General features: G+C 58.0%; 25 protein-coding genes and 1 pseudogene. 6 read left to right on the top strand and 20 right to left on the bottom strand.

What is annotated here, in order from left to right:
- Both NITMOv2_RS13845 and NITMOv2_RS13850 read right to left on the bottom strand, forming a co-directional pair.
- On the bottom strand, positions 1 to 1,140 hold the full coding sequence (locus tag NITMOv2_RS13845) for a proton-conducting transporter transmembrane domain-containing protein (RefSeq protein ID WP_053380427.1): 1,140 nt from the start codon (positions 1,138 to 1,140) through the stop codon (positions 1 to 3).
- Positions 1,141 to 1,218: 78 nt separating this feature from the next.
- A complete protein-coding gene (locus NITMOv2_RS13850) occupies positions 1,219 to 2,934 on the bottom strand; it encodes an NADH-quinone oxidoreductase subunit 5 family protein (RefSeq protein ID WP_053380428.1) in 1,716 nt (571 codons plus the stop codon).
- Positions 2,935 to 3,567: 633 nt separating this feature from the next.
- Here NITMOv2_RS13850 and NITMOv2_RS13855 point away from each other — a divergent pair.
- From NITMOv2_RS13855 to NITMOv2_RS13865, 3 genes are all read left to right on the top strand, one after another.
- A complete protein-coding gene (locus NITMOv2_RS13855; RefSeq protein ID WP_053380429.1) occupies positions 3,568 to 3,771 on the top strand; it encodes an MPN domain-containing protein in 204 nt (67 codons plus the stop codon).
- Positions 3,772 to 3,903: 132 nt separating this feature from the next.
- Complete coding sequence (locus tag NITMOv2_RS13860; protein ID WP_053380430.1) at positions 3,904 to 4,185, top strand: AbrB/MazE/SpoVT family DNA-binding domain-containing protein; 282 nt, start codon at positions 3,904 to 3,906, stop codon at positions 4,183 to 4,185.
- A gap of 8 nt (positions 4,186 to 4,193) precedes the next feature.
- Positions 4,194 to 4,565 (top strand): type II toxin-antitoxin system VapC family toxin, encoded by a 372-nt coding sequence (locus tag NITMOv2_RS13865; protein ID WP_202967231.1) that lies wholly within the window; start codon positions 4,194 to 4,196, stop codon positions 4,563 to 4,565.
- Positions 4,566 to 4,812: 247 nt separating this feature from the next.
- Here NITMOv2_RS13865 and katG read toward each other — a convergent pair.
- The 18 genes and pseudogenes from katG to NITMOv2_RS13955 all read right to left on the bottom strand — a co-directional run.
- Positions 4,813 to 6,549, bottom strand: a pseudogene (gene katG / locus NITMOv2_RS25080) (catalase/peroxidase HPI); the annotation flags it as partial.
- Positions 6,550 to 6,631: 82 nt separating this feature from the next.
- Positions 6,632 to 7,213 (bottom strand): DUF3501 family protein, encoded by a 582-nt coding sequence (locus tag NITMOv2_RS13875; RefSeq protein WP_053380432.1) that lies wholly within the window; start codon positions 7,211 to 7,213, stop codon positions 6,632 to 6,634.
- Between the two features lie 13 nt (positions 7,214 to 7,226).
- Positions 7,227 to 8,495 (bottom strand): heterodisulfide reductase-related iron-sulfur binding cluster, encoded by a 1,269-nt coding sequence (locus tag NITMOv2_RS13880; protein WP_053380433.1) that lies wholly within the window; start codon positions 8,493 to 8,495, stop codon positions 7,227 to 7,229.
- Positions 8,496 to 8,556: 61 nt separating this feature from the next.
- The gene (locus tag NITMOv2_RS13885; protein ID WP_053380434.1) at positions 8,557 to 8,982 is read right to left on the bottom strand and encodes a rubrerythrin family protein; all 426 of its coding nucleotides are present in this window, start codon (positions 8,980 to 8,982) and stop codon (positions 8,557 to 8,559) included.
- An 86-nt stretch (positions 8,983 to 9,068) separates the two neighbouring features.
- Positions 9,069 to 9,557, bottom strand: a complete 489-nt coding sequence (locus NITMOv2_RS13890; protein WP_053380435.1) for a Fur family transcriptional regulator — start codon at positions 9,555 to 9,557, stop codon at positions 9,069 to 9,071.
- Between the two features lie 1,330 nt (positions 9,558 to 10,887).
- Positions 10,888 to 11,232 carry a hypothetical protein gene (locus tag NITMOv2_RS23545; RefSeq protein WP_145976341.1) on the bottom strand — a complete coding sequence of 115 codons (345 nt, stop codon included), beginning with the start codon at positions 11,230 to 11,232 and terminating at the stop codon, positions 10,888 to 10,890.
- 47 nt (positions 11,233 to 11,279) lie between these two features.
- Positions 11,280 to 12,068 carry a hypothetical protein gene (locus NITMOv2_RS13905; protein ID WP_053380438.1) on the bottom strand — a complete coding sequence of 263 codons (789 nt, stop codon included), beginning with the start codon at positions 12,066 to 12,068 and terminating at the stop codon, positions 11,280 to 11,282.
- Between the two features lie 380 nt (positions 12,069 to 12,448).
- Positions 12,449 to 13,360, bottom strand: a complete 912-nt coding sequence (gene ccsB / locus NITMOv2_RS13910) for a c-type cytochrome biogenesis protein CcsB (RefSeq protein WP_053380439.1) — start codon at positions 13,358 to 13,360, stop codon at positions 12,449 to 12,451.
- A 26-nt stretch (positions 13,361 to 13,386) separates the two neighbouring features.
- Entirely contained in the window at positions 13,387 to 13,746 is a 360-nt protein-coding gene (locus NITMOv2_RS23550) for a hypothetical protein (RefSeq protein ID WP_145976342.1), read from the bottom strand.
- Between the two features lie 777 nt (positions 13,747 to 14,523).
- Positions 14,524 to 15,003 carry a hypothetical protein gene (locus NITMOv2_RS13920; protein WP_053380441.1) on the bottom strand — a complete coding sequence of 160 codons (480 nt, stop codon included), beginning with the start codon at positions 15,001 to 15,003 and terminating at the stop codon, positions 14,524 to 14,526.
- Positions 15,004 to 15,050: 47 nt separating this feature from the next.
- Complete coding sequence (locus NITMOv2_RS13925) at positions 15,051 to 16,667, bottom strand: hypothetical protein (RefSeq protein ID WP_145976343.1); 1,617 nt, start codon at positions 16,665 to 16,667, stop codon at positions 15,051 to 15,053.
- 145 nt (positions 16,668 to 16,812) lie between these two features.
- Complete coding sequence (locus tag NITMOv2_RS25085; protein WP_083448027.1) at positions 16,813 to 17,010, bottom strand: Com family DNA-binding transcriptional regulator; 198 nt, start codon at positions 17,008 to 17,010, stop codon at positions 16,813 to 16,815.
- Between the two features lie 2 nt (positions 17,011 to 17,012).
- The gene (locus NITMOv2_RS13930) at positions 17,013 to 17,276 is read right to left on the bottom strand and encodes a hypothetical protein (protein WP_053380443.1); all 264 of its coding nucleotides are present in this window, start codon (positions 17,274 to 17,276) and stop codon (positions 17,013 to 17,015) included.
- A 15-nt stretch (positions 17,277 to 17,291) separates the two neighbouring features.
- Complete coding sequence (locus NITMOv2_RS13935) at positions 17,292 to 17,810, bottom strand: hypothetical protein (RefSeq protein ID WP_053380444.1); 519 nt, start codon at positions 17,808 to 17,810, stop codon at positions 17,292 to 17,294.
- A gap of 182 nt (positions 17,811 to 17,992) precedes the next feature.
- On the bottom strand, positions 17,993 to 18,502 hold the full coding sequence (locus NITMOv2_RS24265) for a c-type cytochrome (RefSeq protein WP_053380445.1): 510 nt from the start codon (positions 18,500 to 18,502) through the stop codon (positions 17,993 to 17,995).
- Between the two features lie 33 nt (positions 18,503 to 18,535).
- Positions 18,536 to 19,624, bottom strand: coding sequence for a metallophosphoesterase (locus NITMOv2_RS13945; RefSeq protein ID WP_083448028.1), 1,089 nt, complete (start codon positions 19,622 to 19,624; stop codon positions 18,536 to 18,538).
- Between the two features lie 310 nt (positions 19,625 to 19,934).
- The gene (locus NITMOv2_RS13950; protein ID WP_187299214.1) at positions 19,935 to 20,732 is read right to left on the bottom strand and encodes an anti-sigma factor family protein; all 798 of its coding nucleotides are present in this window, start codon (positions 20,730 to 20,732) and stop codon (positions 19,935 to 19,937) included.
- Positions 20,733 to 20,742: 10 nt separating this feature from the next.
- Positions 20,743 to 21,336, bottom strand: coding sequence for a sigma-70 family RNA polymerase sigma factor (locus tag NITMOv2_RS13955; RefSeq protein WP_053380448.1), 594 nt, complete (start codon positions 21,334 to 21,336; stop codon positions 20,743 to 20,745).
- Positions 21,337 to 21,723: 387 nt separating this feature from the next.
- Here NITMOv2_RS13955 and NITMOv2_RS24480 point away from each other — a divergent pair, with 387 nt between their 5' ends.
- The 3 genes from NITMOv2_RS24480 (at position 21,724) to NITMOv2_RS24270 (ending at position 23,078) form a co-directional block, all read left to right on the top strand.
- Positions 21,724 to 21,966 carry a hypothetical protein gene (locus tag NITMOv2_RS24480; RefSeq protein WP_145976344.1) on the top strand — a complete coding sequence of 81 codons (243 nt, stop codon included), beginning with the start codon at positions 21,724 to 21,726 and terminating at the stop codon, positions 21,964 to 21,966.
- A 155-nt stretch (positions 21,967 to 22,121) separates the two neighbouring features.
- On the top strand, positions 22,122 to 22,526 hold the full coding sequence (locus tag NITMOv2_RS13965) for a JAB domain-containing protein (protein WP_238590355.1): 405 nt from the start codon (positions 22,122 to 22,124) through the stop codon (positions 22,524 to 22,526).
- A 309-nt stretch (positions 22,527 to 22,835) separates the two neighbouring features.
- Complete coding sequence (locus NITMOv2_RS24270) at positions 22,836 to 23,078, top strand: hypothetical protein (RefSeq protein WP_202967232.1); 243 nt, start codon at positions 22,836 to 22,838, stop codon at positions 23,076 to 23,078.
- Positions 23,079 to 23,141: the final 63 nt, after the last annotated feature.

Raw genomic sequence — 23,141 nt, forward strand, 5'->3', positions numbered from 1 at the left:
TCACCTCCGCGAAAGCCAGGATACCTCCGGCCCATGACCGATCTGGAATCCGTCGGCCGGCATGATGGCGCCGGCCGCCAGAACTACGAGGACGACTGCCAGCGAGCAGGCTTCAGACCAGGTGAGGTCACGATACAGCGCGTCCGTTCGAGGTGGACCAAAGAGAAGTCGTTGCAGGAGGTGTGTCATGAGCCACGACGCCAGGAACCAGAGAACCACCACGCCGGCGAGGCCCGCCGCCCCAAAGGACGAAGGTCCCAGCAGCAGCGCCATGAATCCCGAAAACACCCCGAACAGCGGAAGCCCCATGACCGCCATCATTAATAAAGTCAGCAGTGTGGCGAACCGTGGCATCGGCCGGGCGAGCCCGCGTATCTTGTCGATGTCCAGATGACCGAACCGTGTCAGGAGGAACCCGGCGGCCAGCCGAAGCCCGAGCAGCGCCAGGGCGGTCGCGGTCACATACAGAGCGGCCGGGGCGGCATTGCCCGTGACGGACAGATGCCACCACGGAACGGCGAGCAAGCTCACTCCAAGGTAGGCTGCCTGCTCGCCTACATGATGACCCGCGATCACCTTCATCACTCCATAGAGGGCGCCGAGAAGAGCCGGCACGAAGAGGCCGGTCTGCATCCACGCCGGTAGCGCCGAGCCGACGGAACCGAGTTCGATGAACCCCAAGAACGGGAGGGCGAACCCTGCAAACACCGCCACGCTCGCCGGCAGGTGTGCGACCGCGCCGACAAACAGCCCGTGAAACGGAAATAGCGGGAGGGCGGTCGCGTACCCGATGACCTGCAGCACAGTGGCGGCAGGTGGCGGGGCCCAGAGAGACGCGATCAGGCATGCCATCCCCGCGCTGCCGACGCCCAGCGATCCTCGAACCACAGGACAGGATCCCGCCCTCTTCACGAGCATCAAGCCGGTCATGCCGAAGACCATGGCCAGGAAGACCGCGCGCATCGCACCGCCACTGACAACGACACCCAGGCTCAAGCCGAGCAGGAGCAGTGTCTGAATGGACGCGGGTATCCGCTCTTTCTTGAACCCTTGCCCCATAAGGGCCACGCCTGCGGCAACGACGAGCAGCGCGATCGTCACCCCGACCGAAACATCCAGCGCTACGACCGTGCTTTGCACCACATCCTCCTAGCCTCGCCCATGCCGAACATCTCCTGAGTCACATCACACGCGAGCATCGCCTTGCCATCATGCGCGCTAGGGCAGCCACTCGGGAAGCTTCGCGTTCACCCGAAAGGCCCAGCGAGCCATCGCCTGCACGATCCTCTCGTAGAGGGCGTCGATGAACAGGCGATTCCAGAACCAGACGTACAACCGAGGCATCAGCCCCGCGATCCACCCCGGCATGAAACTGCGCTGCCCCTTGATATTGGTATAGACCACCACCCAGCCCATCACGACGAACAGCGTGACGGTCATGACAAAGAGGTCGAACAGCCAGAGCGGAAACGCGGCCACCTCAAAATAGCGCGCGGCTTCCCCCGGCGACGGGTACAGAAAATGGGTGAAGGCCTCCGCGGCCCAGAGATACGTCGCCACCACCAGCGCGATGGCGATCACCATCAGCCCGGCGACTTTCCATGATCCCACGGCTCTGAGTCGGTACAGGCTTAAGATGGCCTGCGAGGACGTCACCCAGGCGAAGAAGAGGAACACGATCGCGCCCTGCTGGCTCTGGAGCGGGATGTGCAGGAGACCGTGGGCCGCGAGCAGAATGGCCAGCGGCAACACCAAGGTCACGGCTACTCCCGTCAGCCAGGGTAGATGAGGGTGCACATCGACGTCTTCTCGCTCAAACCCCGGTGGGAACTTCGGCTCGCGGCGCGCCTGGTGCACGATATTCCCTGCGTGGAGAAACAGGGTGGCTTTGAAGATGCCGTGCGCGACGAGGTGGAAGATCGCCAAGGCGAAGGCGCCCAAGCCGCATTCCATGGTCATGTACCCCATTTGCCCCATCGTCGAGAAACCCAACATCTTCTTCACATCCGGCTGCGTCAGCATGATGGTGGCCCCCACGATGGCCGTGAGGCCGCCGATGACGAAGGCGACGTGTAACGTGTCCAGCGCCTGCCCGAACAACGGCGCCAGGCGGTTGAAGAGAAACCCGCCGGCATTGACAATGCCGGCATGCATGAGAGCCGATACCGGGGTCGGCGTATCCATGGTATCCGGCAGCCACACGTGCAGCGGGAATTGCGCCGACTTGCTCATGGCCCCGACGAAGAGCAACAACGTCACGGCCGTCACCGCGTCGATTTCAGGGCCTTGAGGCCAGAGCGACACAACCGCGGCATGCTGAGCCGCGCGTTCGAAGAGCTCCGAAAGCTCCAGCGTCCCGTACGTGTGGTAGGCCAGCACGACGCCGGACAAGAACGCCACATCGCCCAGCCGCAGTATGATCCAGGTTTTCATGGCCGACTTCACAGCGGGCCCATAGCCGTAGTTGTGGACCAGCAGCAGATACAAGAGCCAGCTCACCAGTTGCCAGCAGACGAACAGCAGAAACAGATTCGCGCTGGTCACGAGAAACAGAAGCACCGCAGTGATCAGTCCCAGCAACGCGTAAAAGCGGGCATAGCCCCGGTCGCCCTGCATGTAGTTCCGCGAGTAGAGATGAATGGTCAAGCTCACGCCCGTGATCAGCACCATCATCACGGCGCTCAGACGATCGAGTTGCAGTCCGAACCGAAACCACGGGCTCGCGGGCAGCGGCAACGACCAGAACAAGGAGGAGAGCGGCGCCTCTTGCCGGCCGACATTGAACAGCGCCCAGATCGCCACCGCGAACGCCCCTGCCACAGCAGGCACGCCGATTTTGTAGCTCTGGTCCCTGAGACGAGTGCCGAGGAGACCGATCAGCACCCCGGCGACAAGGGGCAAAAGAGGAGCAAGAATCCAGATCGGGAGGGACATGTGCACTCCTATGAGTTCTGCCGCACCTTCGCGCGGGCCAGATGCGCGACCAAAAGACCTATTCCGTATAAGACGGACCAGACTCCTGACTCTTCTTGGGGGAAACGCTCAGCAAGAAGCAGTCCACTCCATGAATGGAGAGAGCCGCCGCCATCTCACTGCCTAACTACACAGGCTCGCGTGACTCCTGAAGACCGCTCCGCAAACGCCATCCATCAACTGCCCACCGAGGGACATGGTCGGAGTGCGACCCCACACGCGACACACGTCGCCGCGTGCACCGATGCACGGCGAACAGGTTCATCCCTTTGCCGGCGCTGGATGAATTGATCCTCCTGACCCGTATAGGACATGAGCCGAGAGACCTAGCTTCTTATTATCTTTCATAGAAAGGTTCTCTTTCGCTCTCGCGACAGGGCCTGCCCACGGCCGATCGGCCATCGAAGCTCAGAGTTATCGAACGGACCGTCAAATCCGGGGAACCGTCAGTGACCACCTGAATCGCAGCCGAGTCAGATACAGGTCCTCTGCATCGCCCCCAAGTGCAACTCATGGCGCTCTCCTTGGTCAACTGCACCGTCACCTCGGGGGATTCCGCAGTGCAGCCTGTTGCTTCGTTTGGTGAGAAGAGACATGCGTTCCTACACCCCTCCCCGCTATCGCGTCATGCTGGTGAAAGAATCAGGAGCAACTGGCGGTGACGTCCGGATCAGCGATTCAAATAAAGCGCACCGGTTTCTCGCTCCGCTCTTCGAGGGACTCGACCGCGAGCATTTCCTGGTCGTGGGCCTCGACGCGAAACATGCCGTCATCGGCATCAACACCGTCAGCATCTGAGCATCGTTAATCCCCGTGAGGTGTTCAAACCGGCGATCCTCATAAACGCCAGCAGGATGAAAGTAATCCTGGCTTGTCTGTCATTGGATGCCATGCTATGATTATTATGCCACATTGATTTAGAGGTGACATATGGCTCCATTCAAGACGCATCTTAGCCAAGGGGGCAGGATTGTCATTCCTGCCGGGTACCGGAAAGCCCTCGGACTGAAGCCGGGAGATGATGTCGTCCTCGTCCTCGAGGAGAATGAAGTGCGGCTTGTCACGCCCCGTCAGGCAGTCAAGCGCGCCCAGTCGCTGGTGCGTCAGTTTGTTCCCAAAGGGCGCGCGCTGGCGGACGAGCTTATGAAAGACCGTCGCCAAGAGGTCCGGCTGGAGAGGAAGAAGCGGGCAGTGACGGTGAGTCGGTCATGAGGAAAACTGTGCTCGATGCCACGGCCGTGCTTGCGCTACTCAATGATGAGCCCGGAGCAGGCACAGTCGCCTCGTTCCTGCCACAGGCCGTCATCAGCACGGTCAACCTCGCAGAAGTGGTCGGCAAACTCGCTGAGGCTGGGATGCCTGAAGGAACGATTAAGACCGTGCTTGGCGAATTAGGGCTCGTGGTGATTCCCTTTGACGAGGATCTCGCTCTTCGCACGGGCCTTTTGCGTCCTGCCACGAGTAACTACGGCCTCTCGTTGGGTGACCGCGCCTGTCTTGCTTTAGGGCAACAGCTGCATCGGCCCGTGCTCACCGCAGACCGGATGTGGAAAACCCTCAAGCTTGACGTTGAGATTCAGATGATCCGATAACGTCTCAACGCCGACTCGGATTGTGGGACTATCCGAGCCATTGAGGCAGCCGCTTGGAAGCAACGGGTTGTCCGTTCGGTTATCCTTCACGAACAGGTCTGATAACTTATCAGTGGTTTCGCTGGATTAGAAGAACGGCTCTGCCTCTGAAAGTCCTTTGCCACTTTGTCGTTCTAGTTCTCCCCTTCTCTATCCCTTTCAATTTATTCTCAGCTTTCGTCAAACGACCTGAACCCTGTTTTCCGCCGCGCAGGCCGCCGATGAGCACGGTCATCTCGGGCGCGGTGAGCGTCAGGAGCTGCGCTCGGTGGATCAGCAACTGCTCAGCGGTGACCGGGAACTTGCCGTTCAGGTAGTTACGGAAGCCGTCGGCCATCGGCTCGAGCACCGCGAAGGACTCCACATCCGTCTGCGCCTGCATGGCGTCCGTGCGCCCGGGCGTGAAAGGAACCGTCACGTCGTGCCCGGCGGCCTGCACGGCCTTTTCGATCGCCGCACAGCCGGCCAGAACGATCAGGTCGGCAAGCGAGACCTTTTTCCCGGCGGACAGCGAAGCGTTGAACCCCTTCTGGATCTCTTCGAGCGTCCGCAGCACCTTCGCCAGCTCGGCTGGCTGGTTGACCTCCCAATCCTTCTGCGGCGCAAGGCGAATGCGCGCACCGTTGGCGCCGCCGCGCCTGTCCGACCCGCGGAAGGTGGACGCCGACGCCCACGCGGTCGAGACGAGCTGCGATACCGTGAGGTCCGAAGCCAGCACCCTGCTCTTGAGCGCGGCGATGTCCTCCTCGCCGATCAGCTTGTGATCGACCGCCGGGATCGGATCCTGCCAGATCAGCTTCTTCCTTCGGCACTTCCGGCCCGAAATAGCGGGTGCGCGGGCCCATGTCACGGTGCGTCAGCTTGAACCAGGCGCGCGCGAAGGAGTTGCTGAAGGCCTGCGGGTCGTCGAGGAAGCGGCGCGAGATCTTGCCGAACTGCGGATCGAAACGTAGCGTCAGGTCTGTGGTCAGCATGGTCGGCTTGTGGAACTTGCCCGGAATATGTGCGTCTGGGATGATCTCCGGCGCGTTCTTGGCCACTCACTGCTTGGCGCCAGCGGGCGACTTGGTCAGCTCCCACTCGTATGTGTAGAGGTTCTCCAGGAAGAGTTGTTGCTCCACAGCGCCGGGGTCTTAGTCCAGGTGACTTCGAGGCCGCTCGAGATGGTATCGGCGCCGCGCCCCGTTCCGTAGTCGCTCATCCAGTCCAGGCCCTGTGCTTCTAGGGGGGCGGCTTCCGGATCCTCGCCCTTGTGGGATTCCGGAGCGACGCCATGGCACTTGCCGAAGGTATGGCCACCGGCGATGAGGGCGACAGTTTCTTCGTCGTTCATCGCCATGCGGCCGAAAGTGGCACGGATGTCCTTGGCGGCGGCCAGGTAGTCGCCGCTCGCGTTCAGACCTTCCGGGTTGACGTAGATGAGTCCCATTTGGGTGGCGCCGAACGGCCCGAGGTCCCGATCGCCACTGAAGCGCTTGTTGTCGCCCAGCCACGCGATCTCCTCGCCCCAGTTCACATCCTCGTCCGGCTCCCACACGTCCTCACGGCCACCGCCGAAGCCGAAGGTCCTGAAGCCCATCGACTCCAGCGCGACGTTGCCGGCAAGGATGATCAGGTCGGCCCAGGAGATCTTTCTGCCGTACTTCTGCTTGATCGGCCACAGGAGGCGGCGCGCCTTGTCGAGGTTGATGTTATCGGGCCAGGCGTCGAGAGGCGCGAAGCGCTGCTGGCCGCGGCCGGCGCCGCCGCGGCCGTCCGTGACACGGTAGGTTCCGGCGCTGTGCCAGGCCATGCGGATAAAGAGCGGGCCATAGTGGCCGAAGTCCGCCGGCCACCAGGCCTGTGACCGGGTCATGAGCTCGCGGAGGTCCTTCTTGAGCTCTCTCCTTTCAGACTCTGGTTCGTGCAGCTTGCGGATTGGTTCTTCGTCGTCGATGACGACCATCGTCGACATCCATTCTTTTTGAAGAAACCGCGGCGCCAAGCCCTGATTCGTTAGAAACCCAGAGACCAGCACGGCGCTGCGGTTAGTCGAGGTCGGTCAAGAGGGCGAACCGCAGATCATCAGGGACAGGAACGACGGCGTGATAGGTCGGATGGGTGATGCCGATCTCGATCCGCGTTTGGAGATTCCTCAGCTCGGTCTTGATGGACTCGGGAACGTGGAATCGCACAAAGTGAACTGCGCTGATCTTGTCCTCCTTGCTATGACCTTCTTCAAACACCCCATAGACCATGTGCGGCCCAATGCGCAGCCAGACGGTCTTCTCCCGATCGAGGCCCCGCAATCGATCGAGGATGTCCTTCACTCTGGACTTGTCCGTGATCTCGATCATCAGGGTGGCACTTAATTCGCCCGGGCCCGGAATCAGCTGGTTATAGGTTTCAACTTCCGCCCGCACCTTCTCACGGTCCACAATTTTCTCGGCTCGGATCATTTCCTGTATCTGAAACCAGAGCGTATCCCGGTTCTCGAACACGACCGTGATGTATTCTCCAATGGAGATCCGCCGGCTGCGCTTGAGCGCGATCGTCCATCGGCGGACTTCTTCACGGGTCTGCTCATATTCATCAAGAGGCTTCAGATCTTCGACCGTCAACGGTTCCATCGACCACTTGCTTTCATAATCCGTACGCTTGTTTGACGATCTGGATCGGATGCAGCGTGGGCCGAATGGCCTGGCTGGCTTGATCGATCTGCAGCGCCGCCAGCGGACAATCGGACACGATGAGATCGGGCTGAGCTTCCTTGACTTGGCTCACCACTTTACGGGCGATCTTCATAGACATGTCGAAGAACTCTGCTTTGACTCCCCAGGTCCCGTCATGCCCCGCACATCGCTCGATCACCTCCACCGTGGCGCCGGTCAGCTCCATCAATTCCTTGGATTTGAAGCCGATGTTTTGATCCCGAAGGTGGCACGGAATCTGATAGGCGATCTTGAGTGGACGCCGTTCGAAGTCCACGTCTAACTTTCCTTGCCGTTTCAAATTCATCAGATATTCGCACACGTCGAACGTATGGGTGCTTACCATGCGGGCGATATCGGTCTTGAGCAGGTCCGGATATTCCCGCTTGAGCATCAGACTGCAACTGGGGACCGGCGCGATCACGTCGTAGCCTCGGCGAACCCATGGCTCCAGCACCTTCAGGTTCGCTTGCGCGTTACGTCTTATGGCCGGCACGTCGCCGGTGTCGAAATACGGCATCCCGCAGCACTGTTGCCCCTCCGGAACGATCACCTCGGCCCCGTTTCTTTCCAGGACCTGCACGGTGGCCCGGCCGATTTCGGTGCAGTGGTAATTCACCGTACAGGTCGGAAACAAGGCGACCTTTGGGCCGGATGCCGAGCGCGAGGGCGCGCCGGTTGCACGGGACCTGGCCCACCAGCGGGCAAACGTTTCAGATTGAAAGGAAAGGAGCTTGCGATCGAGGTGGATCCCCAAGACCACCTGCATCACCCGGCGGATGGAGCTGTTGCGGTTGAGCCAGTTCACGACAGGCGCAAACAGCGTTCCGACTCGTCCAATGAGGTCCGTCCGGATGAGGAGTCGATCCCGCAACGGCGGAGTCCGTTCCTCCGCGTAGAGCCGTTTCCACGTCGCCATCAGCCGGGGAAAGTCGAGGTCGAATTGGTGCGGCGGCGTGTAGGGACAATGATTGAAACAGAGCTTGCAATAATAGCATTCGTCGACGATCCGGCGCGTATCGACGGCCGTTAGCTTGTGGACGTCGCTGTCCACGGCGTCCAACCGGTCCAGCAGCGTGTTGAACGACGGACAGAGGTTGATGCAGCGCCGGCACCCGTCACAGATATCGAAGATGCGGAGTGTATCCTTCTCCACCGCAGCTCGATCTATGCGGTCGTCTGCCAGATCGAACCCTTTCATGCTTTTCTCGTCCGATCAGCGCCGTCGGATTTATGCACTCGACCCTCCGATTGGCTCCCCGCTACGCCTTCAACGTCTCCAGCCCCTTGTTGAATCGGTTGGCATGCGAGCGTTCTGCCTTGGCCAGTGTTTCAAACCATTCGGCCAATTCCTCGAAGCCCTCCTCCCGCGCGGTTCTGGCCATGCCCGGATACATCTGGGTGTATTCGTATGTTTCCCCTTCGATCGCCGATTTCAGGTTGGCTTCCGTATTGCCGATAGGAATGCCGGTGACGGGATCTCCAACTTCCTTGAGGAAATCCAAGTGTCCGAAGGCATGTCCCGTCTCCGCCTCAGAGGTATCCCGGAACAGACCACCGACGTCGGGAAATCCTTCAATATCCGCGCGCCGCGCAAAGTACAGGTAACGTCGGTTGGCCTGCGACTCCCCGGCAAAGGCTTCTTTGAGATTCTCCAAACTCTTGGTCCCCTTGAGACTCTTTCCCATGATTCATTCCTCCTTTGATGGTGAACGGTCCATCGTCACGGTCCGCCGGATAGGATGCCTCCATGCGAACCACCATAGTCGGCCTCTCACGATTGCGACATACTTCTGTTGCTCAACGCGGTATCTTGAGAAGCCCCCTGCTTCGCTCGGCACGCTTCGCAATACCCGCGAAACTCCACCCGATGCATGCGAATATCAAAGCCCCGCTGATTCGCAGTTGGTGGGCGCAGACAAACCAAGCTTTCGTCGTAGAGATCCTCAATCTTTCCACAGTCCAAACACACGAGATGATGGTGTTGATCCATATTGGCATCGTAGCGTGAAGACGCATGCTCGACTGGCACTTCCCAAACCAATCCCGCCTCCTTGAATGCGGTCAAGGTGTAGTAGACGGTGTTGAGCGAGAGCATGGGAAAGGTCGGCTTGACAGCATGATAAATATCATCGGCGGTCGGATGCGCTTCGGTGTTCATCAGCATTTGATAGATGGCCAATCGCTGCGGTGTGAGCTTGAGGCCTTTCTCCTGAAATCGCTGCTGAAGATGTGCAGTCGTCACGTCGCGAGGGGTCTTCATTGGGCACTCCCCGTGTCTTACTGGTTCTTAAACAGTAATCATCCCTGCTTTATTCCCGTCTCACAGGCCCAGGCCGATACGAGAGGTTAGGATTTTGGCCACAATGGCCACATATTCAGGTCTGGTTCAGTACGTTCCGATATCTTGGAACGGTCACGAGTGTCCTCAACGACGAGTGCCTTGTCCGACTCAATCTCTGTGGCTTTAAACGCATAGGGCCACCGGTTCAGAGCTGGTTCTTCGGCCTCCCTCCGGGAACGCGTGGTCTGGAGAAGGACCTGCCCTTGTCTCAGTCCAGCGCATCCGGGCATATCCTGAGTACGCAAAGGCCACCGGTTAAGTTCGGTTGTCTCTGCCGCCCCGCAAGCCACCTGGCGATCAATCTCGGACGAAGCGGCTGTCCCAGAGATTGCTGGAATGCCAAGGGCCATGAGGCCGACGATCATAAAGAAATGACTGGGTCGAATGTGTTGTAAACGTTTCGTTTTTCCAATCTTGGACATACGAGTGTTCTCCCTGTTGCTGGTTCGTTGCTTGCTCCCAAAAGGCGGCTCTATCTCATCGATTCTGACTTCTATGACTGAGGTCGCGCAGGTTGCATGACCGTCGGCCCTTGATGGTTGCCTCGCAACAGCTCATTCTGAGACTCTGCCAAGGCCTCTGAGAGATTCATGATGAGGCGTAGCAAGTCGCTAATCTGATTCGTCAATGTCGCGACACAGTGCTGGAGCCCCGCAGTGTCGGCCTCATTCTCCAGGTCAGGACAGCTACCAGCCAGAGAAGTCTCGTGCGAGTGAGTCAGTTGAAATGGAATGTCCGTTCCCTCCTCGATTTCCTGAAGAGGTTGCTTGGACAAGATGGAGCTACTAGCTGTATTGCGACGTTCCCCATCCTCATGGGCCCAAGCTGAAATACTGAAATGGGCAGGGAAGAGCGCAACCAACATGATCACCATGTTGAGTAAGAGAACAGTAGTCACCCGGCCTTGGTTCACCGATCACCTCCAACGGAATATTTATTATCAAATAGTAACTATTCATATATAGTAATAATAATCGCTATGTCAATACCTCGGCTATAGTTATTCTATCTGTTTGCTTTATAACTGCTTATAAGAGTCTGCTTATCGCGCATCGTTGCACGTGTCTGTTGCTGAACGGCAGTCTGGGTAAGGCTCTCGGCCCAGGTGAGAGGTGAAGTGATCAGGTGAAGTCCGGGTCAGGGTCGATGCGAGGTGTCATTGGAAATTCAGGTCTCAGAGATCGGAGGCACCAACTGCGGACAGGCCGTCTTGTCACCGGGCAGGAGCACATTGAGCGGAGCGAAGGATCTAGCAGGGGCCCTTTATCCAATTGCGCAGGATCTTCTCGGCGTCAAATGTGAGGTAATAGGCGGTGCAATCCTGTCTACCCCGCACACAGTCACTGACGGGAATATCTCGGCAGACCGGAATCGGGCGATTCACTCGATACTCGTAGGTCCATACAGTGACTCCATCTGCTCCTCGCTGTTCCGTCACCGGCGGACCCCACCGAGCCGCAATGTCGCTCTGCGTGGCATGATCGACCGCCTCTCGGAGATATTCCTCGGATCCCAGCGCGCATGACGCCAGTATCGAAGTAGAAAGAACGAGCCGCGCAACGGCGAGCGGCATCATGAGCGGGATCTTGGGCATCGCGGGACAGTACGACGATGGGATGGGAAGAATGCGGCGGTCGATCGCTACGGCGACGAGGATCTTCGCTGCCGGTCTGATGATTTCGTCTGTCCCTTGAGCGTGCGGATCTCTTCATCACGTGCGGTGAGCGCTTTGTTCGACTCAGCCAGTTCTTTGGTCAGCTGTTTGACCACACCCAGCAGATCGTTGACTTGTGTCTCCAGCGTCTTCACGCGCTCGCTCAGCGTCTGCATGTCCCTGGAAGATTCCACGGGAGCTGTGTTGCCGGTAGGGGCCTCAGGGCTGGGCGAAGTCGGACGACGATCGGCAATCTGGGCAGCCGGCCGTGCATCGGCCAGAAACCGGCGGTAATCGATGACGACATGGGCATGAGGATTCCCGAACAATTGCGTCACGAGCGTCGGCTCCAGAGCAACCACGTACTCCGGATAGGAGAATCCCACGGCCAGATCCCCGGGCAAGTCGCGCGTCACGCCCGGACCGCGGGTCGCGCCACCTTGAAGAGCCGACGACAGTTCAGATTGTTGAGGAGCCATGATCAATTGATGGCGTGTGAGCACGACGAATAGATTTCCTCCCTGGCCCCACAGCGCCCATTCAAGTGTTTCCGGCGTCTTGGACGGTGCCATTCGCGAAAGCACGACGGACACCCGATCCTTTGAGGATGCGCGCGACAGCGCTGCGGCAATCTTCGGAACCAGGATGGTCAGCTCTTCCTGAGAGAAGGCGGCTTCATGGAGAGGTCCCAGCACCATCGATACAAGCAATCCCCGTGACCGTTCGACGCCCACTCCACGCAGGATGCGGAAGACCTGATCCGAGGTGACCTGCATAGGATGGTCATACCGGGCCGATGAACGGGAGGCCTCCACGGAGAGGGCGGGCACCACACTCACCCTGAATCTCGAGTCCTCGTAAACCAGGATCTCGCTCGACCCAAGAACAGAGCAGCCCAAGAGCCCTGCGAATAGACACCAGACTGTGATGATCTTCCGCATGGCGGTCACTCCGTTCCGCTCCTTGTGCTTAGCTGTGGCATGCTAGCACACGATTGCTCTGGGATCGAGTAACGAGTCGGACCAGGAGGAAATCCTCTCCTCCGCATTGAAGATCCATACCATGACACTCAGGCGGATGATGAACCAGAGAACGGCAAACGCCAGCAGGAACATCCACATAGCGCATTACCTCTGGTCTTCACGCACCACGATTGCTACGCGTAGGCATGGAGACCTGACAGCAGAAAGTTCACTCCCCAGAAGCAGAAGATGACCATGAGCAGCCCGAAGACGGCGTAGATTGCTGCGCGGCGTCCTTCCCAACCCCGAGTCATCCGAGCATGGATATAGGCGCCGTAAATCAACCAGACGATGAGCGACCACGTTTCCTTGGGATCCCAGCTCCAATAGCCGCCCCACGCATAGTTCGCCCACATGGCTCCGAGAATGATGCCGAAGGCCAGCAGCGGGAACCCCACCATAATCGCCTTGTAGCCGAGCTCGTCGATGGTTTCGAGATCAGGCAGACTCGCCGCGATGCTGGATGGGGTTCCCCTCCTGTCGGCCCGTTCCTTGACGAGGTACATCACCCCGAGGCCGCCTGCCATGGCAAAGGCGGCATAGCTGCTCAGGGTCACGGAAACGTGAATGTAAATCCAATAACTGTTCAGCGCCGGCACGAGCGGCTCGGCGGTCTGATACCGGTAAGGCAGTAGGGAGGCGGCTCCCATCGCGATAAATCCGATCCCGACGACGAACGCGCCGACGGCTTTGAGCTTGTACGTGGACTCAAGCAGCACGTAGCCGAGCATGATCGCCCACGACACGTACGCCATTGCTTCAAACTGATTGGACCAGGGAGCAAAGGTGCCGGAGAGCCGCAGGCGCTCCTGCGCGCGGATCGCGAGGGCGAACGTATTCACGAGCCAGCCGATTGTCGTGACCAGAGTCGCAACCTGCCCGATCTGACCAGCCCATCCTGCCTCGTTCTCTCTCGAGTTGAGTGATGGGCCGGCGACAGCCAGTTCAACGGCGGGACGTTTCATGAAGACATACAAGACGTAGAGGCCAAATGCCGCCAAGTAGAGCCAGAACGTCATATCAAAAAGAAACAAGGACCGCAGCATGGCACCTCCGCAATGACACGGTCCGCTCAGACGACTCCTGCGTGATGGACATCGGCTCGTCCCACGATCCGGAGCCGGTGGCGGAGGACCGCTTCCACCTGCCAAACCACCGCTTCAGGTAGGACGGACCTCACATCCTTGTCCCTGAGAGCTTGAGCGACCCGCACCGTCGGAACTCCCATCGCCTCAGCGAGAAGGAGAGACTCCTCGTCGGCCGAGACCAGCACATCGATCTCAACAAGAACCGCGAGCCACTCGCGCAAGGACAGCTTGGAGAGAAGATCGAGCGCCCCGCGTTCCAGCCACTGTGGAAGAGGAGAACGTTCACAGGGTGCGCGGTCGAGGCCGGCCAGGACGAGGCTCCAGCAGGAACGCAGAAGACCCATCGCACCGCAGAGACAAGAGGGATGAACCAGGACGCGCGGTCTTGACAGGGATCTGACGCGCCGACGAGCGCGCCGCCGTTCTCGCGGCGTCAGAACTACCCATGGCCGTGCCGGCAGGCGGGATGGTAATCCCATGATCCGCAGCGCTTTCAGAACTGAGGTTTCAACCCCACCTTCCTGACACCCGAAGAACCAGGCCAGTGCGCGCTCCATTCGTTCCATGCCAGCACCACAGCAGATCCGGACGGGAACCCGAGCGAGCATTGCGGCAACAAACCATCCGGGGCTGGAAGTCAACAGGAGCACGAGGCCCGATGATTGCCGTCGAAAGAACGCCACCAGATCCCGGAAGCTGAGATCACTGAGAGCCTGGTCGACGGCCGGATGGCGCTCCAGGAGCGGAGCTGCGTCGCCAGTGACCAGACAGGTCACCCGGCACTCCGGCCGATACGTCTTCAATGCGATCGCCGACGAGACGCCGATCACAGCCCCTGTGATGCCAGGCGCGCACATCAGAATGGCATGGGTCCATTGTGGGAGCTTATCCATCTGTGGCCTCTTTTCATCGTCCCCCGTGATGACTGCTAAAGAGGGAGAGCGCGGCCAGCCCATCCGACAGGACAAGAAGGACAGGAGGAACGCCCGAACCTCTCGACTGCCGGAATGCGGGGTGGCCGGCTCTCCCGTTTTCGGAGCCCTCATCGCATCCTGACCCCCATCCGATCCGCTGATCTGTTTGCTGGATTCTCACGATCACAGACCAGTCCAACCTTTTGCTTATTCCACCAGAATGAACCCTCCGAGGTGCAGATCTTTGTGGGTCGGGCAGAAAAACGGATAGCGAGCCCCAAGGTTCTTTGCTCCCTCCAAACCGACCGGCGAGACGCGAATCTTCAATGTCTCACGGGCCTTGACCTTCACCCGGATCGGGGCCAGGACCTGTCCGGTCACCGGCCCGGTAAAGATATCCGTGCGCAGCGACCCCATTTCCTCGTCCGAAAGAATCATGAAGAGCCCCCCTACGGCAAATTCATGTTCGGTCCCGGTGGGATTCTCCAGAACGAAGAATAGCGGCTCCTTGAGATCTTGCCGTTGATCCATCATGACCATACCGGGCTGCCATATGGCCCGATCTTTCGCGAGTTCCTGAGCGATAAATGTGACGTCCCGGGCGGATGCCACACCGGCACTGAGGGTAGCGGCTCCCACCAGAAGAGCCAGCCCGACTTGCATCTTGAGCGATGTCCAGTTATGCATTCGCGACCTCCTTCCAATACACATCGGCCTTCCAGCGAGCGTAGACTCTAAAACCGATAATTCAGCTCGAGCAATCCCACTTGCATGTTGTCGGATTTCTGCGTCACGGGATTGTTGCCGACTCCCACGGTTGCGGCTGACGGGGCTTCAAAATAGTTGCCCGTAATCAGGTACCCATAGGCGAACACCGCCGTGAGATCTTTCAGGAGTTGATAGCGGAGAAAGAAGTCCAGTTCCGTTCCGATGTGGTTCCCTCCCTTGGTAAACTGCGCGCTGCCGGCGGCGGTTTGGATGGGGCGATCGCGAGCGCTCCATACCGGCAACACATCGCCCTCGATGTTCAGCTTCGGCATGGTCGGTGGCGTATAGTTGGCGGTGAATTTGAGCGCCGTCAGTCCGGAGCCGCCGTAACATCCTGGCCGTCCTCCCAGCCCCTGCGCATCAAACCAACTCGGACAGGTTCCGTCGATGGGCGCCGGCGATCGGGCTCCGACGTTCATGGTGATGATACCCATCGTATAGTTGCCGTTGATGCCGTTGATATTCGCCCGCTTACCGCTGCTCAAATCCCCGGCATCCTGGCCGGAGCTATGGAGAAACGTCGCGCCGAGGTTCAATCCGCCTCCCATGTCGAAATCGCCGGTCAAGAGAAGGTTGTAGCCTTGGAGCAACGGCGCTGGACCATTCGGATTTTGCACGACACCACGGATCAAGTCGGCTTCGAACGTGCTGTGGAATCGCCCGTGCGTGACTTCTCCGGCGACGCCATAGATGCCAGCCTGTGCCGTTGCTGCCGGACCGAATCCCGGCAGAACGGGATTCAATTGACTGATGAACGATGGGCCTCGATCTCTATAGAGACCGGCAAAGACATCGACTCGCAGATCCTTGTTCGGACTGTATCGATAGTTGGCGAGATAGAGATCCGTATCACCTCCCGTCCCACCCGCTGATCCGTTCCCGACAAACACACCACCGAAGCCGGCTGCTCGGGTCGAATCCAAGATCTTGAGGTTGGCAAGAGTGATTGTGGAAGAAGGAGTAATCGGGACGTCCAAGCGAAGTGCATCGACGGCATCCTGAACCAACAACGCATTGCCAATTGTGAAGATTTGCCGGCCGGCCCGGAAACTCACCTTGTGTATATTAACCTGCAAATACGCCTGCAGCATCGAGAACGTGTTCTGTGTACAGTTGGTCGCTGTTCCTTCATTGCCCACTCCGGTACAGGTCACGTTGGCCGAGCTGTCCGGTCCAAAGGCGACCTTGCCCAAGCGAGATTGCCCTGTCCCGTTGGAACTGGTCAGAAACGGCGTGACGTGGCCTTCGACGCTGATCGGTCCTTCACCGCTGACGACGCTGACGTCCAAGACGTACCGCTGGATGTTGAAGGCGTTGGAGTCCTTTCGCGCATTGCTCGCATCTGTCAGATTGTTGTTGTAAAAACCCCGGATGCGATAGTCGCCATTGATGGTGAGTTTGGGACTTAAACTAGAGGGGCCAGAAAACTTCGGGCCAGGACGGAAATACCGCTCATATTCCTGTTCAGCTACAGGTGGAGCCAGTATGGGCGGGCCGGCTTCCTGGGCTAGGACGTAGCCGGCAGAGCAGACCAGACCATGCAATCCAAGAGCGAGCATGACAGTGAGTGGAAACCTTTTCATAATCCTCCTTTCATGAGGTCAGCCAGCTACGTGGGACCAAATAAAAAGCCCATCCCGGAGTCACTCCGCGATGGGCTTCTGAGCCTCGATGGGCTTCCGAGTCTCGATATGTCAGCGTCGTGACTGTGTCACGACGACGGCTTCGTTAGCAGCTTGTGGGACCCCGCAAAGTGAACAAGTTCATCTCTTGGCAGCGCGGACATTTGACTTGGACTTGAGACGGTCCGCTCATATCCCACCGCAGCAACAGACGGCCGCATCGCTGACATCTCACTTCTTGGAATGCCAGCGCAGCGGTCTCACCTCTTCTTGCCTCGTGAGCAATCTCCGAACGGCTCGGCATAGTTATTTCTCCCGCGTCTGGTGGAGATCAAACGGATGAGTTCCGATTTGGGGCGTCACGGATGAAGAGCCATACCGATAGACACACCCTAGGTTCTTCGACATCCGCTCTTCGTACCTCTTAATGAGATCATCGAGTTCGCGTTGCATGCGCTTCAGGTCAATCATGTCCCAATCGTAGCCTTTCGCCTCGACTAACTTGCGCATGTCATCGAACCGCCGTTCAGCTTGCTCAATCTGATGCCGTAATTCCAAGATGGTCGTCATAGTGTCACCGCCTTCTCAACTCTTCGTCCGTTGGACGCGGATCCAGAAATTCCCGTCGGGAAATTTGCCGCCATAGTAGGGGTCGCTCGCCGAGGGCGACGGGACGCCGGGGGCTCGAAATGAAAACTCGGCTCTCAGCTTCCCATCCCGAGAGCGCGCTTCATAGAGATCATACGGCGGTTCCTGATGGTGCGTGAGATTGGTGACGGTCCAGCCTTGGTTCAGCGCGACGAGAAACTGTTGAAATTGGTCTGTCGAAAGTGCGGTAAACAGATTTTCGAAATCACTCCGCAAGTCATCCCACATCGCATAGGTCTCGCCTTGCCTAATGCGCCGCAACACCGAGTCCCGGTCGAAGCGGAACGACGCCACCACCCGGCCTTCCAGTTCTAGCGGTAACCCGAGTGGATGATATTTGGTGTTGAACCAGACCACCAAGACGGAGGGAGATTTCCCGGCCCGGAGTACCGCTTTCGACGGAAGCTCCACAGATCCGGGCAAGGATGGGGCACCGTGCTTTGCAATCATCTCCATGGCCGACTCCCCAGGGAAGGCCGCTGCCCTGGAGGGGACCCCCCCCAGGACAGCGATGACCCCCAGGATCCAGAACCAGCCAGCTGCATGTGTGTCGCTCAAGAAATGGGTGAGACTCATGTGGCGATCTCCTTTGGTTTTGGTCAGCCCCTGCGGATGGCTGCCGGTGCACTGGTATTCCGTCATGAATTGGAAGGTGCCGCTCCGATTTCCATGATCTGACCCCGGTTGTTCCAATTCATATAGGCTTCAAGGGCATTCATTTCCTTGCTACCCAGCGGATAGGGCTTGCCTTGGTTCGGAATGGCGATACACCACCCCATCATCTCTTGCACGGTCGCGACATGTCCCAACTGCGGTTTGTATTTCGGATAGGTCTCCGGATGCGTGACCGAGCCATCCGCATGGCACATGTTGCAGGCTTGACCGTTTCCACTCATGGGGAGATCACGGCTGTGCCAGAGCTTGTCCCCCAGGGCAATCATCTCCTGCAATTCCTTCGTGCCGGTTTCGACGGTTTTGCGATCGAGGATTTCCCCGCTTTGAGCATCCTTGCGCTGCACTTCAGAGGTCAGGCCCGGCAAGGTTTGAACATCCATGGCACGCTGTGCATACACCCATACAGGCACCGACACGGCAACCGCACTGATCGCCAGCCACACGATTCGTTTCACGGTTCTCTGCCCCTTCATCGTCAAACCCTCCTTCCACTGAGCCTTAGCCGCTCAGGCCTTGACCCGAGACCATTCTTCATACTTGACGGACACTTCCCCTTGATCGTCGACGCCCATCGTATCCCAACCCAAGCCGCCGAAGATGTTCGCGGGATTGGCCCGTGGCATTTTCGGCGACCCGGCCGGCAATCCGCTGGTGGGATACGGATGCGGCCATCCCGTCGACAGGCTGCTGGCAAATTTGATGCTGCCGATTTGGTTCTTGACGATGTGATGCACATGCCCATGGATCACCTGGACATGTTCGTATCCTTCCAGGAGGAGATGCACCTCCGGCGCGTCCTCCGTCCAGAAGTTCCAGGGCTTGTAGTAGTAGTACAGCGGGGAATGCGAGAAGATGATGATCGGCGTGGTCTTCTTCACCTTTTTCAGATCATCACGGAGCCAGACCAGTTGCTTCTCACCGACATGGAAGGGACCCGGCAGGGGGTGATTCAGCGTACCGGCGATATCCATTCGTTCTTGAGCAGTGAGACCACGCGCCGTCCAGAAATCCCTCAACATCACCGTGTTGAGCGCGATAAAATGGACGCCATTATGGTCCCACGAATAGGTCGTCTTGCCGTAATGTTTGCCGTAGGACTCTCCCATATCGAGATACCAATCGTGCTCCCCAGTGATGTACTTGACCGGGGCTTTCAGCGGCGCGATGAGCTCGTCAAAGAATTTCATTTGCTCATCAGAGCCGTCGTGCACCACGTCGCCGAGCGACATAATGAAGTCCGGCTTCAAGCTCAGGTTGTTGACCTCCTGCACGCACCGCTCGACTCGCATCTTCATATAGTTGTTCTTCGGCCCCATCGTGTGGTGATCGGCCATCACCGCAAAGGTGAACGGCTTCACCGTCCCCATCCCTTGAGCCTGCGCAGGCGATGCGGACAGGAAATCCAGCGATACGAGCCCGCCAAGCGATGCTGCAAGACCGGTAAACGCGGACATCTTCATGAAATCCCGCCGTGAGACTCCTGGCCCCAGAAGAATCCCGTCATTGTCTTTCTTCATAGCTCCCTCCAAGGATGCTCGCCTCAGTTGCACGTGCAATGATTCTGCACCATCGATACGACACGCCATCAATTGCATTCGATGTCTTTTTATTCTTCAGTGACCACCTCCTTCCTGACGTCAGATGCCAGCTTCTTTGCACCTACGTCCCCTTGTAACTGTTGCGTAGTATCTAACCAGTGCATCTAACAGAGGAGCGCCGTGCTTTATTCCCTTAAAAGTTCTTGCGTCTTTCGGCAGCCAACGACAGGCACGTCGGGATGGACGAATAAAACTGCGTGGAGCCCAACTCAGAGCAACGAAGAGGCGAATTGAAAAGCGATTAGACAGAATACCGGGGGAAGGTACGGGGGGCCCAGAAGGTAAACATCTTCTTTAGGCTGAACCCCTAAATGGATTTGACTTGGCGTCCAACTGGCTCCTGCAACCGGCGGGCGCTGCTATGGCAGATTTGACACGCCTGCCTATTGATGTCCTGCGCATCAGACACAAAAACATAAGCCAACCCTTCAAGCGCCCAGCTCAGGGTTTGCAAGCCATGATAGGAGGACTGGTAAAAACGGACGTCTTTATCGATCATTTCCTGGCTGCCGAACAGTCTCACCCCATCTGCGGCCGTCATCACGAGAGATAACGGTCGACCGCCTACGTCATAGGCCAGAAAAACCGCCTTCTTCCCGTCAATCTGAACCAGGCGTCCGCCCATCAGTTTGAGGTTCTTAACCGGCCCCTGAGCGAGAGCGATCGTAAAGCCCGCCTGCTCCCGCACCCATTTCGACACCTGCAGCGGGTCGCTGCTGGTGACTTCTAAAGCGAGATCATGAGCAGCATAGCTCTCATGTGTGGCCACCGCCGCATCTACAAATTCCGGCACCGACGGCTGCCGGACCAAGAAGACACTGGTCGCAAGCACAATCAGTGCAACCGCGAAGGAGGGAACAAGCATCCACTTAAGCCGCACGCCCTGCTTTCGCTCGGTCACCTTGTTCAACGCCTGCTTCACCTTGCCTTCGAGGCCAACAGGCGCATGCGTGCGCGGAAGAGAGACTTTAAGGACATCAAGATACAGTTTTTCATTCCGGTACAGAGCGGCACAGTCCCGGCATCCCTCCAGATGAGACTGGATTTCGATGGCATCCCTCGCGTTCAATTCGCCATCGAGATACGGATGAAGCAATTTCCGCATGGCCTGACAATCAAGCATTGGGACTTAACCCCTTCACGTTTGGTTCATGTTGGTTGTCCACGTTGGCATAGGCCCGGAGCAATTGGCGCAACAGATCTCGGCCTCTCGACAATCGGGACATCACGGTGCCCATTGGACAGTCGAGCATATGAGCAATCTCGGAATAACTGAATCCTTCGATATCCCGCAATACCACGACGACGCGGAATGAATCAGGCAGCAGTTCAAGCGCTTTCACCACGTCTTGCCGAAAGATCTCATCTCGCCCCCCATGAACCGCATTCATTACATTCATGTGGCTATCGAGGGACTCAATCAATTCATCATTATCGCCGTGTTGCGTCTGCTCAGGGCACAGCACCTCTCGGGCCCGTTGCGGAACGCGATTGAGAAAAATGCGCTTCATGATCGTAAACAACCAGGCTTTGCAATTCGTTCCCTGCTCATAACGGTGGAAAAACTGTAGCGCCCGAACGTAGGTATCCTGGACAAGATCCTCGGCCTCGGCCGGGTCTCTGGTCAAGACCAACGCGAAGCCATACAACGCATCGAGGTGCGGGAGAACGATCGCTTCGAAAACATCTCGTTGTTTGTCGAGATCCATAGAGGCCAAACTAATGACCCCGGGCACGATCCTCACAAAGATAGAGCGGCATCGCTGTTCGTCGTTTTCAAGAGGCCGTGGTAGTTTACACTCCGGTGCCACAATTTGTATTGACTACCTTCTACCGGCACAAATTCCTATCTGTGTCGACTGCCGACAGAGGCATACATTGCAGAATCTCCCCCTTCCTGGTTGGTTAACAGGCGAGGGCCACCATTTATTCCGGAGGCAATTACTGTGATGTTTCAAAGTCTTAAATCCGCACATGCCGTTCATGGTTCGGCGGGACAGAACCATGTGAAGAAACGTCGCGCAACACCTGGAGGAGCTTAGAAGTCTCGATTGCGAGCAGCACACTCAGTAAGAGTCAACGACCGCTCGCGCACGATGCGCGACGGCCGCCAGGCCGTCAGAGAAGAGCGTAGAGCCTATGGATTGGTCAACAATCGCGCCGAGGGTAATGCGCCGCTGACGGTTCAAGCGCTGGTGGATCGCTTTCATGGAGACACCGGTGGCGCTGCCACCCGAGCCAACCTTTTCCTCAACCATTGCTGTTCAAGCCAGTTCCCCGAACAAGTCCCTCTCTTGCCCAGTGAAACAGCCGCGATCACTTCAGGAACGGTTGCGTGATCACCACAACCTCTTCCCTGCCCATGACTATGACTCCGACTGCACACGAGACTTCTCAGGCCGACCTGTCTCCTCGTTCGGCGAGGAAAGCCCTCTCTGCCAAGCCACAGCCAAGCCAACATGCCTATGCGATTCCCCGCTACCGAGTGATGCTGGTGAAGGAGAGTCTGGCACACCCCTCGCCCGTCACGATCAGGGATTCCCAGAGCGCATACCGGCTGCTTATGCCGCTCTTCGATGGACTCGATCGCGAACATTTCCTGGTCGTCGGTCTCGACGCGAAACATGCGGTTATCGGCATCAACACCGTGAGCATGGGATCCGTCACCATGAGCATCGTCCATCCCCGCGAAGTCTTCAAGCCACTCATCCTCATGAACGCGAGCGCCGTCATCCTGGCCCACAACCATCCCAGCGGCGATGCGACGCCCAGTCAAGAAGACCGCGCCCTGACTCGGCGCCTCAAAGACGGGGGCGACCTGCTCGGCATCGCCGTGCTTGATCATCTGGTGCTGGGCGAGGACCGGTACTACAGCTTTGCCGACCACGGGGGGCTGTAGGGTTACGCCGCTGTCCCATATCGCACTGTTGCGGAATATCGCAAAGAAGTGTCTAAAGAGAGACCATCGTGACAACCTTCCGATTCTTCCGTTGTCTGAGATAAATCTATATTAAGGCGATTTCTGCCTCTCGACGATCGAGGGACACTATAAGAAATTCTCGAGCAGCAGCCTCGACAAAGTTGCTTGGAGCAATTACTCCGCCAAATGGGGATAATGGATTGATTTATTTAACGGAAAAGTGTATCCCCTCTCTGCAACGATGCCTTCACTGCCTTCTCCCAAATACAAATCAATCCGACGAGGGCAATGAACCCCCTCGAAACCTATCTCAAAGAACTCCGCGACATTCGTTCGTCAGGTGAGGTTGTCAATGAAACCTCCTACTATGGTCCCCTCGCGACCCTCCTGAACGAAGTCGGTAAATCGCTTAAGCCTAAAGTTCGCTGCATCATCAACATCAAGGATCGTGGAGCCGGACTTCCGGACGGCGGACTCTTCACCCAGGATCAGTTCCAGAAAGCGACAGAAGGCAAACCACTTCCCGGGTAAACGCCCTCCCGAGGGGTCATTGAAATTAAATGAACAAAAGACGATGCCTGGCTCGTCGCGGAT

Source organism: Nitrospira moscoviensis (genome assembly GCF_001273775.1).
Taxonomy (GTDB): Bacteria; Nitrospirota; Nitrospiria; order Nitrospirales; family Nitrospiraceae; genus Nitrospira_D; species Nitrospira_D moscoviensis.

Coding starts and splice junctions, on each gene's coding strand:
- NITMOv2_RS13850 (WP_053380428.1), bottom strand. CDS start 2,934: ATGTCCCTCCCGATCTGGATTCTTGCTCCTCTTTTGCCCCTTGTCGCC.
- NITMOv2_RS13855 (WP_053380429.1), top strand. CDS start 3,568: ATGCGTTCCTACACCCCTCCCCGCTATCGCGTCATGCTGGTGAAAGAA.
- NITMOv2_RS13860 (WP_053380430.1), top strand. CDS start 3,904: ATGGCTCCATTCAAGACGCATCTTAGCCAAGGGGGCAGGATTGTCATT.
- NITMOv2_RS13875 (WP_053380432.1), bottom strand. CDS start 7,213: ATGGAACCGTTGACGGTCGAAGATCTGAAGCCTCTTGATGAATATGAG.
- NITMOv2_RS13880 (WP_053380433.1), bottom strand. CDS start 8,495: ATGAAAGGGTTCGATCTGGCAGACGACCGCATAGATCGAGCTGCGGTG.
- NITMOv2_RS13885 (WP_053380434.1), bottom strand. CDS start 8,982: ATGGGAAAGAGTCTCAAGGGGACCAAGAGTTTGGAGAATCTCAAAGAA.
- NITMOv2_RS13890 (WP_053380435.1), bottom strand. CDS start 9,557: ATGAAGACCCCTCGCGACGTGACGACTGCACATCTTCAGCAGCGATTT.
- NITMOv2_RS23545 (WP_145976341.1), bottom strand. CDS start 11,232: ATGCCCAAGATCCCGCTCATGATGCCGCTCGCCGTTGCGCGGCTCGTT.
- NITMOv2_RS13905 (WP_053380438.1), bottom strand. CDS start 12,068: ATGCAGGTCACCTCGGATCAGGTCTTCCGCATCCTGCGTGGAGTGGGC.
- ccsB (WP_053380439.1), bottom strand. CDS start 13,360: ATGCTGCGGTCCTTGTTTCTTTTTGATATGACGTTCTGGCTCTACTTG.
- NITMOv2_RS23550 (WP_145976342.1), bottom strand. CDS start 13,746: ATGGGTCTTCTGCGTTCCTGCTGGAGCCTCGTCCTGGCCGGCCTCGAC.
- NITMOv2_RS13920 (WP_053380441.1), bottom strand. CDS start 15,003: ATGCATAACTGGACATCGCTCAAGATGCAAGTCGGGCTGGCTCTTCTG.
- NITMOv2_RS13925 (WP_145976343.1), bottom strand. CDS start 16,667: ATGAAAAGGTTTCCACTCACTGTCATGCTCGCTCTTGGATTGCATGGT.
- NITMOv2_RS25085 (WP_083448027.1), bottom strand. CDS start 17,010: ATGCCGAGCCGTTCGGAGATTGCTCACGAGGCAAGAAGAGGTGAGACC.
- NITMOv2_RS13930 (WP_053380443.1), bottom strand. CDS start 17,276: ATGACGACCATCTTGGAATTACGGCATCAGATTGAGCAAGCTGAACGG.
- NITMOv2_RS13935 (WP_053380444.1), bottom strand. CDS start 17,810: ATGGAGATGATTGCAAAGCACGGTGCCCCATCCTTGCCCGGATCTGTG.
- NITMOv2_RS24265 (WP_053380445.1), bottom strand. CDS start 18,502: ATGAAGGGGCAGAGAACCGTGAAACGAATCGTGTGGCTGGCGATCAGT.
- NITMOv2_RS13945 (WP_083448028.1), bottom strand. CDS start 19,624: ATGCAATTGATGGCGTGTCGTATCGATGGTGCAGAATCATTGCACGTG.
- NITMOv2_RS13950 (WP_187299214.1), bottom strand. CDS start 20,732: ATGCGGAAATTGCTTCATCCGTATCTCGATGGCGAATTGAACGCGAGG.
- NITMOv2_RS13955 (WP_053380448.1), bottom strand. CDS start 21,336: ATGGATCTCGACAAACAACGAGATGTTTTCGAAGCGATCGTTCTCCCG.
- NITMOv2_RS24480 (WP_145976344.1), top strand. CDS start 21,724: ATGCGCGACGGCCGCCAGGCCGTCAGAGAAGAGCGTAGAGCCTATGGA.
- NITMOv2_RS24270 (WP_202967232.1), top strand. CDS start 22,836: ATGAACCCCCTCGAAACCTATCTCAAAGAACTCCGCGACATTCGTTCG.